We start from the raw sequence: 14885 nt of genomic DNA, 5'->3' as shown, positions 1-14885 counted from the left end.
TCTGAGATAGTTTCAACCATATAGAAGATAGTCTATTGATATCAAACGATGATGAAAATCTAAGAAAACAGGAGAAAACGTGAGATTTCACTATGTTTATTGAGGGAGTTTAGCGGAAGAAGGATTTATATCAAATCAAGAAATGTTTTAAGGAGGATAATTATGAAATTTTGGCTTAAAGCACGTGAAGATTATTATAGAAAACCACCCCTCACTGAAGCTGAATTAGAAGAAGCTGAAAAGGAACTGGGACACAAGCTCCCTGAAACTTATCGGAAGTTGTTATTAGAGCAAAATGGTGGATCTATTCGATTTAATGCTCTCCGTTTAAGAAAACGTCCAATAGAAGGAAACTTTTTCGTAGAATTTGGATTCCTACAAGGAGTAGGAGAAATGCCAGGTATTTTGGATACGGCTTTCGTGACTAAAGAATGGAATTTACCTAAAGAACTTGTCATATTAAACGGAGATGGTCACACTTGGTTTGCTTTGGACTATAGGAATAATAGAGTTGAGCCTGCTGTTTCATACATTGATACAGATGGAGATTTGGATTTTGTTTTGGCTGATAATTTTGACGAATTTATCAAGGATTTATACATCGAGGAAGAGGGTCTTTACCGCTTTAATCCTGACGAAGATGAGGATTACAAATTAGATGCGATGCCAGAAGATGAATTAATTTCTTTATTGCAATCAGGGCAATTTACTAAAATCAAAAAAGCACTGGATAATTTATTCTATTACCCCAAAAATAGTATTACAGAAAACTATGTCCTAAATATATTAAATGAAACCGATGAGAAGGTTCAAGATAAGATAGGATCATCTTTATTCCAATACATAAGTTTCCAAAGGATTAAATATGATCTTCCTATTGTAAATAAGATAATAGATGAGTTAAATAAACACCCTAAAGTTGCCCATTATGCGACTCTGATAACCGAATTTATTAAAGAAATGGAAGAAGCAAAAGAGGAGCAAATTTTTGATGATGATGATTATGAAGTAGTCCCATATGAAGATGAATAATATAGAGGTGAAGAAGAGTAAAAATATTTAAATAGTGAAATTAAAGTAAGAAGCCCTTAGGTAATTTATCAGATTGATTTAAGATAATAATGATGCTGGTGTGTGAGTGTCTTCACTTAAACAAAAAGGGGCGTTTGTTTAATAGCAAGTATACCCACTTTCTTTCTGAAGGTACCTGTTTTCATATCTCGAATAAATATTAGGCAAAAGCAGTAATCCTCACGATAACAGTTAAAGAAGTTGATAAACCCACCAACATTCCGTGTGTTGCCACATACATTCCACACACGTGGAGTGTGTAGCAAAATTAGTATTGAAATAAGGCAGCAGCCCTCATGGGGCGCTGCCTTTCTATGTTTACTCTTTACTTTCTTTATCTTCAGTCTTTTTCTCTAATTCTGGTTGGGTAATTTCAAGGTCTTCTAGTTCTTCGTTAACTAAATTTAACTCTTTTTCTGATTCCTCGAAATGGATGTCTTTGATAGGAACTTTGATTGTTTTATTTTCCATTAACTTGTTTATTTCGTCTTTTAAATGGTCTTGTACCTTTTCTCTACCTGTTTCAATATTATCTCTAATAGTTTGTTCGATAATTGTGTTTGCTTGTTTATCATAGATTTTTGCATCTTCATAGGATGTGGGAGAGAATATAGACTGTATCCAGCCCAACTCTTCATCGGAATTAACCAAATCTTTTGCGTAAAAGGCAGTTAGTTGAGGCTCTTTAATTGTCAGTATCTCCTCTTTTTCATTGTATGTGATGGTTTTCTTGTCAATCTCCCCTCTATAACCCCATCTAACTAATGCTTTATACTTCAGTTCAACTACCTTTTGCATTCCCAAAACCTCGTTATAGAAAAAGTTCCCTTGTTTATCAACGGGTTTAATAGTAGCTGTTACTGGATTTCCTGCTATGTAAGTCTCTTTAATGATCTCTTGTATAGCTCCAACCTCTAATTCGGTAATTTTATAGATTTCATGTCTAACAATCGTTTCTTGTTTTTCCGAGTCTCCCTCTCCGAAAAACACCTTCCCTAGGAAAAATACTCCTAGAATAATTGCTGTAGAAGCTGCTCCAATGAAAAATAATTTAACTTTTGACATGATGTTCTCCTTCCATAGATGCCTTTTTTGCTGTGATATGCTCATTATTTAAGGGTATAAAATAATAGTAAAAGAATAAAGAAATGAAAACTAGAGAGAAAGAAAGGAAATTATTTATCGAGTATTCGAACTTTTCCGCTAGAATTACAAGACAATTTCTCAGTCTGTAATTGTCTTAGGTATGGAAAATAAAGAGAAGTCTGCTTTAATACGAGAAACTTATATGAACAGATATCAAAAAGGTCTGGGATCAATAACATTCAACCTCCTCAGTTGAGGGATAATTATGCCCCATTTATGCGTATTTAAGCGGAACACTGTGACGTGAGTGATATATATAGTTATTCTGATGCCTTGATCAAGGAAGGATTAGTGCCTTTTTGTGTTGAATTTCTTATTGGAAGTGAAGGGGAAGGTTAGCGGAAGAAGTAAAAGGAGGTTAAACAATGCAGTTGATTGTCGGTCTTATAGTTGCAGGGCTTCATTTTTTGGCAGCTTATTTTGTATGGAAAAAAGGAAAGGTACAAATTCTGCCGGATATGTAGAAGGTGAAGTAAAAGACAAAAAGAAAGCCTCTAAGTATTCAGGAATCTATTTAATTGGACTTGGCGTTATATCTGTATTATTCCTTTTCTTTCTGATCACTTTTATTACGTATTTTCAATTTATATGGTATCGGTTGTGGTTGGTGCCGTTATTATTAATGTCAAAGTAAAATAGAGCCTATCCTTGTTTGACTAATGAGGGCTTAGATAAAGAAGAGTGATACTTACGATAATGAGAAAACGCGCAATCTTATGAGCGGGTTTTCTTTGTTTATATATCATTTACAATGCAAAATAAAGCCTGCCCTTACTGCGTGTTTTGTAGAACAGCACATCAAAACGGATACCTTTAATAGTAGGATTAAGAGCCATCCCTAGCCTAACCCTTAAAGTAGCTCAGATCAAACTTACAGTGTTAGAAGAACAATCCGTTTCTATATAAAGAGGGAGAGGGTCCATTAAGAAGAGTGAACAGTGAATCATTTTTAGTCTAAATTGGTAAAATAGGCAGGAAGAGCTGCAGAGTACAGCCGATTTAGGATTAATGGATATTAGGAAAATCAATCTGGCAGGAGTAGAAAGGAAGATAGCGTTATGGCCAAAGCAGGGAGAGGCAGGTGTGAACTTTGTTTACGGGATCATGTTGAGCGTACCATTCACCATTTAACCCCAAGAGAATTCGGAGGAGGACCTGAAGATACATCAAAACTGTGTATTCCTTGCCATAAACAAATTCATGCCCTTTATCCAAATTCGGAATTGGCTATAAGGCTTAACGCAATTGAAAAATTGCAGGATGACCCTGAAATGAAGAAATACCTAAACTGGATAAAAAAGCAGCCAGCAGGTAAGCTGCCGCGAATAAAAAAATCGGGGTACAGGCGGCTATAGTTTCAAGGTGTCTTTTTCCGTATTTCGAATTAAATAATGCAACAATTCTTATGAACACTAGCAGAAGAAGTTGATAAACCCACCAACCAATACAACCTATGCACCTTGAAGTTGTAGCAAAGCTCATATTGATAGAAGGCAGTCAGCCCTTACGGAGGCACTGCCTTTTTATGTGTTCTGTATCAAATTTATGAAGGAATCATGCTGTTCAAACAATTGCCTCAACCAGTGAGCAAGAAACTGAGGAATTTATTCCTCATGGCTTAAGAGATTCCTTCAGTCTTTCTTGTAGTCTAATTTGTTTTAACACCCTCGAGTTTTTTGTCAATCATCTTCCCGAATTCATTCCTCCCAATCAAATCGACATCAGCATAATCATGCTGTTTTTCCACAACGACATCCGCACCAAAAGAAAAAGGCTATTTTAAGACTGGAATCTTCCCATGCTGCTGCGTCTGTAATTAAGATGGTTTTCGTATGATGTTTCGTCTTTCTATCAAATTTAGGTCACTATACATAAGCCTTCATTATTTTTTACAACCAATCACGAATGTTGATTTATGTTTTGTGAAAAATGTACGGTTTTTTATTGACGGGCAGAATTTATGTTGTTATCATTAGTGAGTAAAATAAATGTTATTTCAATATAATAAAAAGAGATGAGATGAAAGCGTCTGTTGAGCTACCTTAAATAGCTTGTTTACGAGTTTGTGTATGTAAGTCAAAAGCTAGTTCAAATAGACTCTCTTTTTAAGATGAATAAGAATAATTAGAGGAGGATAATTTCTTGAAACAAACGACAAAAAAATTAGTAATGGTCTTATTTATGGCTTTAATGACTGTTGCTATGGCAGCATGCGGAAATAGTGAAGAGAAAGCAGAGTCCGGTAAAGATGGAGAAGGATTGAAAATTGCGATTGTAACAAGCCTTACTGGTGTTGATGATGGTAACTTCAATGAAAATAACTATAATGGCATTTTGAGCTTTATCAAAAATCATCCAACAGCGACTGTAAAGGCTATTAAAGAAGAAACAGGCGATCCTGCTGCAGGTGTACAAGCAGTTGCTGATATCGTAGCAGATTATGATGTTATTGTAACGCCTGGGTTCCAATTTGCGGGTATTTCTAGTGTTGCGTTAGAAAATCCTGATAAAACTTTTATTCTAATTGATTCTGAGCCTACACCTGTAGGTGACCAGACAGAATTTGATAATATATATTCCATGATGTTCGCTGAACAAGAAAGTGGCTTTTTTGCAGGAATGGCAGCCGCACTTGAAACAAAATCAAATAAAGTAGCGGTTGTGAATGGGATTGCGTATCCTTCAAATGTAAATTATCAATTTGGCTTTGAATCAGGTGTAAATTACGCTAATAAGGTTTTTGGAAAAGATGTTGAGGTTGTTGAATTATCCGGTTATGCAGGAACTGATGTCACAGGTGCTGATGTCGGCGGTAACTATGCAGGATCTTTCGGAGATGAAGCAACTGGAAAAGTAATCGGTAATGCCTTGATTAAAAAAGGTGTAGACCAAATCTTTGTCGCAGCAGGCGGCACAGGCAATGGTGTATTCACCGCTGTTAAGGAAGCAAAAGGTGACGTAAAAGTAATTGGTTGTGATGTTGACCAATTTGATGACGGTGTAAATGGTTCTGAAAACATCGTATTAACATCTGCGGCTAAATTTATGGGTATGAACGTTGAAAAGCAATTGAATGCAATTGTAGACGGAAGCTTTAAAAGTGGTAATGTAGTTCTTCATGCAGATACAGATTCTACTGGTTTTATTAAAGAAGAAGGCCGTCATCAATTATCAGAGGGTACACTTAACAAAATGAATGAAGCATACGAGTTAGTGAAAGGTGGCAAAATCGTACCTGCATCTAACTTTAATGGCCATACACCAGAAAAGTTCCCTGGATTGTAATTTTTAATAGAAACACATAATGGAATGAACATTAGAAGTTTATCACTTCCTGACTCTAAGTGGGTCAGGGAGATGATGGGCTTCTAATTTTTTCCTTTCTAATGATCGTGATTAAGGAGGAGAAAGATGTCTGATTATATTGTAGAGATGAAACATATAACCAAACGCTTTCCTGGAATAGTAGCGAATGATGATGTGTCCATCGGTATAAAAAAGGGAGAAATATTCGCCTTACTTGGAGAGAATGGTGCGGGTAAATCAACATTGATGAGTATGCTAGGCGGCATGTATGAACCAGATGAAGGGGAAATTTATATCCGCGGTGAAAAAGTGACCATCAGTTCACCCAACCATGCGGCGAAGCTTAATATAGGAATGGTCCATCAGCATTTTAAGTTAGTGTCTGATTATACGATTACAGAGAATATTATTCTAGGAGTTGAGCCAATCCGAAAATTTGCCGGTCTCTTTCCTTACGTAGATATTCGAAATGCTAATCGTAAAATTGAGGAACTGTCCAAAAGCTTTGGCTTAGAAGTGGACCCAACGAAAAAAATAGCTGATTTGAACGTTTCCATGCAGCAGCGAGTGGAAATTCTAAAGGTGCTTTATCGAGAAGCAGATATCCTCATTTTTGATGAACCGACTGCCGTCTTAACACCACAAGAAATTGAATTCTTGCTAGAGATTATCAAAGGTTTGCGAGATGGTGGAAAAACCATCATCTTGATTACGCATAAGCTGGATGAAATCAAGAAAGTGGCGGACCGATGCGCTGTATTGAATAAAGGGAAATTAGTGGATGTATTAGATGTAAAGACGACTTCCGTTAATCGCATGGCTCAATTAATGGTTGGCAGAGAAGTAAGCTTTGAAGCAGAAAAGGCGCCTGCTGAGTTTAAAGAGGAAGTATTGAAGGTAGAGCATCTAACGGTCAAAAATGAAGATGGGTTCGAAGTGGTTAAGGATGTTTCCTTTACGATTCGCGGCGGTGAAATATTCGCTATTGCCGGAGTCGCAGATAATGGACAGGTTGAAATAGCGGATGCGATTGCTGGATTAACAAAGGTCAGCGGCGGAACCATCTTCCTTGGCGGCAAGGATATTACGAATGAAACGATCAGAAACAGAACAGAAGCTGGAATCTCTTATATACCTGAGGACAGGCATAGCTTTGGACTGTTTTTGGATTTTGATTTAGCGACTAATCTAGCATTAAAGCAGTATTATAGGGAGCCCTACTCTAGTAAGGGAATCTTAAATAAAGAAGAGTTTGAGCAATCTGGCAGCAGACTGATTGATAAATATGACATTAGAAGCGGTCAAGGCGTTAAAACGCAAGTTCGTTCAATGAGCGGCGGTAATCAGCAAAAAGCCATCATCGCCAGAGAAATTGAATTGCAATCGCCCCTCATGATTTTTGTTCAGCCAACAAGGGGTGTTGATATTGGCGCTATCGAAAATATCCACAAGATGATCATTGAGGAACGTGATCGTGGAAAAGCGATTCTCCTTATTTCGCTGGAGCTGGATGAAATCATGAATGTAGCAGATACCATAGGAGTTATCTATAATGGCCAGCTTCAAAAGATTGCTAGCAGGGAGTCATTAACGACCAATGAAGTCGGTGAATATATGATGGGGGCAAAGCATGAGTAAAGATAATAAGAATATAAATTTGCGTAATCGTCTTATTCGGCTAATGCGTAAGGAGAAATGGCAATCAATCTCCATTCCATTAGTCGCCATAATCATGAGTTTTATTGCTGCGGCAATTGTTATCCTTTTAATCGGCAAAAATCCTTTGCAGGCGTTCTGTAACCTATTCCAAGGGGCAGGAATCCTGCCGAAGCCATCTTATGCTGGCTATAAAAGTATGCTGACTGATTTCATGAGCTTGCTGAATGCGATGACGCCGCTTTTATTTGCAAGCTTGGCAGTTGCAGTAGCATTTAGAGCAGGTCTATTTAATATCGGGGTTGCCGGCCAAATGCTCGTCTCTGGTTTTTTTGCGACGATTATTGTTGGCTACAGCGGTTTGGATGCGATAATCGCAAAGCCGCTAGTATTACTGATTGGTATCATCGCTGGTGGACTAATGGGCGGATTAGTAGGCTGGCTAAAATATAAATTCAACATCAATGAAGTCGTATCGACGATTATGTTGAATTATATTGCTCAATATATCATCAGCTTTTTTATTCAAATGTATTATATTAATCCGGTCTCAAGGCAATCTCAATATATTTCTGAAGCTGCAAGATTAACATTAGTGAATGTCGAAGTAGGGGACCTGAAAATGGATATCCCATTAGGCTTTGTTTTGGCTATCATTACTGCTATTTTAATAAAGTATGTTATGGACAAAACAGTGGTTGGTTTCGATATTAAAGCGGTAGGTTCCAACCGTAATGCTGCTAAATATTCAGGAATCAATGTGGGAAGAAATACAGTCCTGGCGATGGTTATATCAGGTAGTTTGGCTGGACTCGCAGGTGTTACGTATTATTTAGGTTATTACGCTTCCATACAGCCAAAAGTATTATCAGACATCGGCTTTGATTCCATTGCTGTAGCTCTATTAGGAAACTCTCACCCAATAGGAGTCATTTTTTCTTCATCCCTAATATCCATCATTGATCAGGGCAGCACGTATATGAGTTCGCAGGCAGGAATTAGACAAGAAATTTCTTCTGTGATCGTCGGGCTGATTCTATTATTTAGTGCATGTGGTGTATACATGAAATATAAAATCAGCTGCATGAGTGAAAAAGTAGAGGAACGAAAGGAGAGTAAATCATAATGGATACAGTAATTATTGATGGCTTATCCTTTGCTTTGCCTCTTTTTATCATGGCGATAGGCGGTATATATAGTGAAAAGAGCGGTATTACCAATTTAGCACTTGAAGGCTTTCAAGGGTTTGGGGCATTCATCGGAGCACTATCAGCTATTTTGATCGCAAATGCGTTTGGTACAGATATTCAGGATTTATTTTATGTGGCGTTACTATTTGCCATGGTCGGCGGGATGGTTTTCGCTATCATTCATGCTGTCCTATGTATTAAGTTCAAGGCAAATCAAGTAATCAGCGGTGTCGTTATTAATATTTTGGCGTTGGCTCTAACAACGTTCTTGACGACACAAATCAATTCGCTTGTCTTTGGAACGGCTTCGGACAAGTTCCAGTTAGGTGTCATGGAGCGATTTACGATTAGTGGTTTAGCCGATATACCTGTAATCGGTGCAATCTTTACGAATGTGTATCCGTTTGAAGTGATCATCATCGTGATTGCCATTTTTGCTTGGTATCTTTTATATAAAACAAAATTCGGCATGCGCTTAAGAGCGTGCGGGGAAAACCCTCATTCGGTTGATGCTGCAGGTGTAGACGTAGCGAAGATTAGGTATACAGCCGTTTTGATATCTGGTCTATTATCAGGTCTAGGCGGTATGTGTTTTGCCTATTCCATTTCAGCTAACTTTTCCTCAAGCATTTATATGGGGTATGGATTCTTAGCCATTGCCGCATTAATTTTCGGAAACTGGAAGATCATCCCGACGCTAGCTGCTTGTCTTTTATTTGGTTTCGCGAAATCCGGTGGTGCTTTTATTGCTCAGTCAATGGCATTGCCAAGCAGCTACACTGATTTATTCATGATCTTACCTTATGTAGTGACATTATTGTTATTAATCTTTTTCTCTAAATCCAACCGTGCTCCGAAAGCATTAGGTGAGATTTATGATAAAGGGAAGAGGTAAATGAAATAAGGCAGCAGTCCCAAGTACCGGGGCTGCTGCCTTATTCGTTTTTGACCATATATTTAATTGTCGGGCAACCTACCAAGCGCCATCCCAAGAGGATTGCAGCTTGCGCATTAGGATGATTTGGCCGATATGATACGAATTGTGCATCATGATATTGCTGAGTAAACGTTCGATCGAGTATCTGTCAGGTGCGTACGAGGTTTTTAGCCTTTCATCATCAAGATCCGCAATGACTGTTTTTAGCTCATACATGACATCATTCAGGCGCTCCACTGTCATGCCCCAACTGATTTCATCTTCTAGATTTCCTGGATTTCCAAAGGTTTCTTCATTGCTTTCCGGTTTAAGCGGATTTTCTGTGCCCTTAATTCGATGGATGACATCTTCATTCCAAAATATCAAGTGGTTGACAATCTGCCATATTGAATTGATGTTTTCTGAGTTTGTTGATGCTGCTTCCGCTGCGGTGACTCCCTGCAGCGACTGATTCAGAGAAGCAAACCATTCATTCTCATGGCAATGCATGTCGAGCTGTTCTAAAAACAGTTTAGTGACTACCTGCATACTACCAATCTCCTCTCTGTTTAGGGTATTCTTCCAAAACGAAAAGATAACTGACTAAGTTCTAACTTTCCAAGGCGACTCGTCACTTTCGTGTAAACTCATTGATATTGAGCATACAATCCCATCAGGACCTTATGACATATTCGGCACATCTAGCTTTTAATCCTTCTTTATGACGAAGAAGGATTATCACTTGGAATTCATGGGGCAGCTCTTATGTATTTTTTGAAAGATGGTATAAGTAATAAGTACTGATTCTTCAGGGTAATAAAATTATCCCTGGATAGTATTTTCTTAAATAAACTATAGAGTAAAAGCATTACTCCTTTTATAGACATGAAAGTGATGGTTGCTATGATTCTGAAAAAGAACTTATTTATTTTAGTAGCAATTTGGTTAATCCTTTTATTGACGGCTACGGTACTGAAGAAACAAAGGAAGAGAAAAACCAGCAAAAGCAGATTCAAAGACAGAAACAAGTACGAATAATCAAACAGATGAACAAAGGAGCTGCAATCGATGATTGCAGCTCCTTTCCAACCCTTAATTCGGGGTCAACGTTAATGTTTGATCTTCATTAATGGGTTCATCGAGTGTCGTTATATGATAGTCTCCGGTCACCCAATCTTCAAATTGATTATTATACCAATCACTTTTGAAATGTCCGGATTGTCCCGGACCAACTATATGATAGGCTTTGCTAAAATCACTTGTGTCGATGATATAGCGCCAAGAAGCCCCATGATTAACGATGCCAGTTTCATCATTTCGTCTAGCCGCTTGAACAGTCACGGCACTTCCGCCAACCGGGATGGCATCCTTACTATTGAAAATATGCTGCAGAGGGCTCACTCTTGATAAAGGGTGCGAAAATTGCAGCTTATGTTCATCTCCCCATTGCCATTTGCTCATATCGTCTCCATAGCGTTCGGATAATGTGTCGGTTGTTTGTTTTAGCGCCTGATGGATGACCTTGGATAAACCGCCGTTATTTTTGATCCAAGGGCCCTCCTCACCTTCATTCGCATGGCGAATGAGCTCGTCAATGACCTGATTTTTCCCTTCAAAGAGATCCATCATTTCATCTGAAATTTTCTCTCCAAACAATACGTCTGAGATTTCTAGCAGCATGGTCTGGAAGAGCAGTGGAGCCGTTTCTGCTTCATCATCTTCAAAATCCCACTTCTTTAAGAGGTTCACGGCTTCTTGTTCTTGTTCACTTAATTTCTGATTTGATAATTGTTCAAGGAAAATAGGAACGAATTCTTCGGCTTGCAGGTTTTTAATATCCATTTGCAAAGCCTTCATATCTTCAACCGTGAATGTTTCTTTCGCGTTCAAAACCTCGAGAATTCGTTGCTGACGATAGGGCTGTGCCCATACATTCGAGATATGGTATGGATAGGAATCGTCCACAATCTTATTATTTGCGGTAGCAATAAAACCTTCTTCAGGATTGATGAGTGTCGGCAATTCATTATGCGGGATATACCCTTCCCATTCATAATCATCATTCCAGCCTGGAACCGGTACTAAGCTTTCGCCCTTTTTTCGAATCGGGATTTTCCCTGATGCTTTGTAGGCGATAGTTCCGTCTTTTGCCGCAAACACAAAGTTTGATGATGGTGCTTTGAAGTGTTCAATCGCTGCATCGAATTCTTCCCAGTTACTTGCCTTATTCATCAAAGGAATGGCTTCTAAATCCTGTGTCGCCTCTAAGGCGGTCCATTTCAAAGAAAGGGCGGTATCGCTTTTATTATCATGCGCAAATTCTGATATAACAGGTCCATGGCGAGTAATCATTACTTCATGGTCAATGGCTTTTTGCCCTTTTACCTTAATGGTCTCTGTAACAATCTCTGCATCTATCCACTCGTCATTATATAAATACTGGTTTGGATTATCAGGATTGATTTTTTCGATATACACATCCTGTACGTCTGGTCCTACATTGGTAATACCCCATGCGACGTTTTTGTTATGTCCGATGATAATCCCAGGAATTCCGGCAAATGTGACACCGCTAATGTTTTGCTCGTTTGATTGTAAGGTAGATTGATACCAGATCGATGGCGTCATTAATCCGAGATGCGGGTCATCTGCCAAAAGCGGTGAGCCGCTTTCGCTTTTTTCTCCGCTAATGACCCAGTTATTGCTGCCATTGAATTCATCTGGAATATGGGCGCTGGCAAAGCTTTCTTCCCAATCAATAGCCCCTTCTTCAATAACAGTCGGTGCTACCTCTGGATACGCAGGGAATAAATCCATTGCCTCTTCTTCGGTAAATTCACTTAATAGGTAGCTGCGAAAGACTTGGCCTTCCCAATGTCCGCCTAGATCGTAAGCCATGTATTTAACGATTGTTAATGTATCAATAATCGTCCATTCTGATGGTTCATATCCTAACAATGTGAATTCGACTGGAAGCTTGTTTTCCGCAATGGCCTCTTTCATAAATCTATTGACACCATCAGCATAGCTTTGCAGGTACGCTTTCATTTCATCTGAATACCCTTCATAAGAAGCTTCAGCAGCACGTCTTAATCCGAACGTACGGAAGAATTTATCCTGTTCTACTGAGCTTTCACCAATCACTTCACTTAATTGCCCTGAGGCCTGCCGTCTGCTTAAATCCATTTGGAAAAGACGATCCTGTGCCGTTATATACCCTTGTGCCATGTATAAATCATGGTCATTTTTCGCTTTTATATGGGGCACACCTTCTTCATCACGGACAACATTCACTTTATCTATCAATCCTTGAAGCTTTATTTCTCCTGAAATCTGCGGCAATGAACGCTTTGCATACATGTTTGCAGCGACTAAAATGACTGAAAGGATAATTACAAGTCCAAGAACAGAAAACCCGATAATCTTCGGCCACCTTCGCTTTTTTCGCGCTGGCTGGCTGGCTATATCCATTTGCATGAAGTATGTCCCCCTTAACAAAATCTATCTTTTTACTATTTATTCTTACTAGAAGGGGAAATATCCTTCTATCAATTTTTTAGATAAGCAAGTCCTAAGCACTCTGGGCCTGTATGACTGCCAATGGATGGACCGATCTCTGTGATAAATACTTGTGAGAAGTTCTCCTCCAATTCGAGGTCGGCTTTTAATGCTAAGGCTTTATCAAGATTATTGGAATGCAGAATACAGATTATTTCCTTTTCTGTTGAGGAAGCCAGAAACCTATCTTTTATTTGCTTGATAGCACCGGATGTTTTTCTGGCCTTGCAGACAGATTCGATTGCTCCATTATCTGTAACAGACAGGATTGGCTTAATACCGATGAGACCGCCTATTTTGGCGATAGCTGGGTTAAGCCTGCCGCCACGGGCCAGATATTGCAGGTCATTCACGTAAAATTCAACATGGTAGGCATGCTTTGTTTCATCTAAATAATCAACAATCTGATCGTAGGAATACCTCTCATCTCTCATCATACAAGCCTTGATGACCATCATTCCCATAGCCATAGAAGCGGTTAAGGAATCTATCACGGTAATGCGTTGATTCGGATAGGAATCTAGCAATTCAAGGCTTGCCAATCTAATATTATTAAACGTACAGCTTAATGAACTGGAAAGGGCCACACATATGACGTCATTTCCTTTATCTAGCTCTTCTTTCATTAAATCTATGGCAGATGAAGGAGAACTGGCGCTTGTCTTAGCAATCTCCCCATTTGCTAATCTTCTATAAAACTCTTCGCTGGCCATTGTACGTTCTGAACCATACTCTATGTTGTCCTCAAAATGAAAATGAAGGGGAATTAGTTTAATATCATATTTCTCGATAACCTCAACAGGGATATCGCAACTTCCATCTGTAATGATTGATATGTTTTTCATGAAAACCTCCGTAGTTATTAAACACTATGTTGTATAAAATTTGTTATCATTGTATAATGTCGCAACTAGGGTATTCAATCATCAATTTAAAACAAAATGTAAGTTGTTAAACACTATCGAGTAATATGTTTAAGAATGGGAGCAGAATAATGGAAGACCGCAGAGTAAGATATACCAAAAAAGTGATTAAAGAGACCTTTATGCAGCTGCTTGAGAAAAAGCCAATCAATAAGATTACCGTAACCGAGCTGTGTTCACAGTGTGAAATCAATCGGGCGACCTTTTACCGATATTATGATGATGTATATGATTTGATGGAGCAGCTAAAAAGTCAGTATGTGATTGATTTGAAGGCAGCTATATCTATTTCAAAGGATGATTATACGATTTCTGGATTTACAAGTGAAATTTTAGAGGTCATCTTGATGAATAAGGAGCTGAGCAGAATTCTTTTCAGCCTAAAGAATGGGAAGGATTTCTTGAATGATGTTTTAGACATTGCTCATCAGAAATGTGTAGATAAATGGAATCGTTACGGAAAGAATGTTCCGAAAGAGCAGGTGGGCTATATATCCACCTTTATTACGACAGGAACCATTGGCATCCTCAATGAATGGATTCAAAATGATTTTAAGGAATCACCTTCAGAGATTGCCAATCTGATAGAAAGTATCAGTCACTACGGCCTCGGAAAAATTATTTATGGGGAATAATTAAAACACCTTTTTGAAAAGAGGATTGGAGGAAGAGTTTGATGATTAGAGCGATTCCTCCATGTTGTTCATGCCTATTGCCTGCTAAACCAGATTATATGTACATTTTAATCATTGATCTATGGCCGGCCATTTCTTTTTTTAAGCTCATCACTTATTTCCATTAAGGTAAGCAAAATTAAAAAAAGCATCATAAAATTAACTAGTTCACCTAATGAAAGCCATTATGGCAATCAAGACAATCCAAAACCAGAAGTATTTTCTATTCAGATGAACTTCCCCTTTATATTGGTCATTCCGTTCTTGAAAGATATGTTCCTTACAATATAAAGGTTCTCCTTCTAATTTCTTGTTTCCTTCTTCCTTCGCCAATCTTATCTTTGCTGCATACCAAAAAAGAGCTGATATGAAGTGACCCCAAAAAGTTAGACACAGTTATTTCCTTAAGCAGCTCGCATAGAATGAGTCCGATATTGTATCGGGC

At 38.4% G+C, this 14885-nt stretch carries 11 protein-coding genes; 7 read left to right on the top strand and 4 right to left on the bottom strand.

Annotation, left to right across the window (positions count from 1 at the left end; translation table 11 throughout):
• The first annotated feature begins 162 nt into the window (after positions 1 to 162).
• Positions 163 to 1032 carry an SMI1/KNR4 family protein gene (locus CYL18_RS18660; RefSeq protein WP_104850970.1) on the top strand — a complete coding sequence of 290 codons (870 nt, stop codon included), beginning with the start codon at positions 163 to 165 and terminating at the stop codon, positions 1030 to 1032.
• Between the two features lie 357 nt (positions 1033 to 1389).
• Here CYL18_RS18660 and CYL18_RS18655 read toward each other — a convergent pair whose 3' ends face one another.
• The gene (locus CYL18_RS18655; protein WP_104850969.1) at positions 1390 to 2136 is read right to left on the bottom strand and encodes a hypothetical protein; all 747 of its coding nucleotides are present in this window, start codon (positions 2134 to 2136) and stop codon (positions 1390 to 1392) included.
• A 1139-nt stretch (positions 2137 to 3275) separates the two neighbouring features.
• Here CYL18_RS18655 and CYL18_RS19565 point away from each other — a divergent pair.
• The 5 genes from CYL18_RS19565 (at position 3276) to CYL18_RS18630 (ending at position 9264) form a co-directional block, all read left to right on the top strand.
• On the top strand, positions 3276 to 3572 hold the full coding sequence (locus CYL18_RS19565) for a hypothetical protein (RefSeq protein WP_104850968.1): 297 nt from the start codon (positions 3276 to 3278) through the stop codon (positions 3570 to 3572).
• Between the two features lie 787 nt (positions 3573 to 4359).
• Complete coding sequence (locus tag CYL18_RS18645; protein WP_201741320.1) at positions 4360 to 5502, top strand: BMP family lipoprotein; 1143 nt, start codon at positions 4360 to 4362, stop codon at positions 5500 to 5502.
• 126 nt (positions 5503 to 5628) lie between these two features.
• Positions 5629 to 7161: an ABC transporter ATP-binding protein gene (locus CYL18_RS18640; RefSeq protein ID WP_104850967.1), complete on the top strand. Its 1533-nt coding sequence runs from the start codon at positions 5629 to 5631 to the stop codon at positions 7159 to 7161.
• Entirely contained in the window at positions 7154 to 8305 is a 1152-nt protein-coding gene (locus CYL18_RS18635) for an ABC transporter permease (RefSeq protein WP_104850966.1), read from the top strand. Before CYL18_RS18640 ends, CYL18_RS18635 begins: the two co-directional genes overlap by 8 nt.
• A complete protein-coding gene (locus CYL18_RS18630; protein ID WP_104850965.1) occupies positions 8305 to 9264 on the top strand; it encodes an ABC transporter permease in 960 nt (319 codons plus the stop codon). The genes CYL18_RS18635 and CYL18_RS18630 overlap by 1 nt, the downstream gene beginning before the upstream one ends.
• 78 nt (positions 9265 to 9342) lie before the next feature.
• On the opposite strand, the gene CYL18_RS18625 is transcribed toward CYL18_RS18630, so the two are convergent.
• The 3 genes from CYL18_RS18625 to CYL18_RS18615 form a co-directional block, all read right to left on the bottom strand.
• Entirely contained in the window at positions 9343 to 9834 is a 492-nt protein-coding gene (locus tag CYL18_RS18625; RefSeq protein WP_104850964.1) for a DinB family protein, read from the bottom strand.
• 543 nt (positions 9835 to 10377) lie between these two features.
• Positions 10378 to 12756, bottom strand: coding sequence for a penicillin acylase family protein (locus CYL18_RS18620; protein WP_104850971.1), 2379 nt, complete (start codon positions 12754 to 12756; stop codon positions 10378 to 10380).
• A 77-nt stretch (positions 12757 to 12833) separates the two neighbouring features.
• Complete coding sequence (locus tag CYL18_RS18615; RefSeq protein WP_104850963.1) at positions 12834 to 13688, bottom strand: DegV family protein; 855 nt, start codon at positions 13686 to 13688, stop codon at positions 12834 to 12836.
• 149 nt (positions 13689 to 13837) lie between these two features.
• On the opposite strand from CYL18_RS18615, the gene CYL18_RS18610 reads away from it, so the two are divergent.
• Positions 13838 to 14401, top strand: a complete 564-nt coding sequence (locus tag CYL18_RS18610; RefSeq protein ID WP_161497170.1) for a TetR/AcrR family transcriptional regulator — start codon at positions 13838 to 13840, stop codon at positions 14399 to 14401.
• Positions 14402 to 14885: the final 484 nt, after the last annotated feature.

This window comes from Pradoshia eiseniae, assembly GCF_002946355.1.
Classification (GTDB): Bacteria; Bacillota; Bacilli; order Bacillales; family Pradoshiaceae; genus Pradoshia; species Pradoshia eiseniae.
The sequence above is the reverse complement of the archived record's forward strand: the minus strand, read 5'-3'. Positions and strand labels throughout refer to the sequence as shown.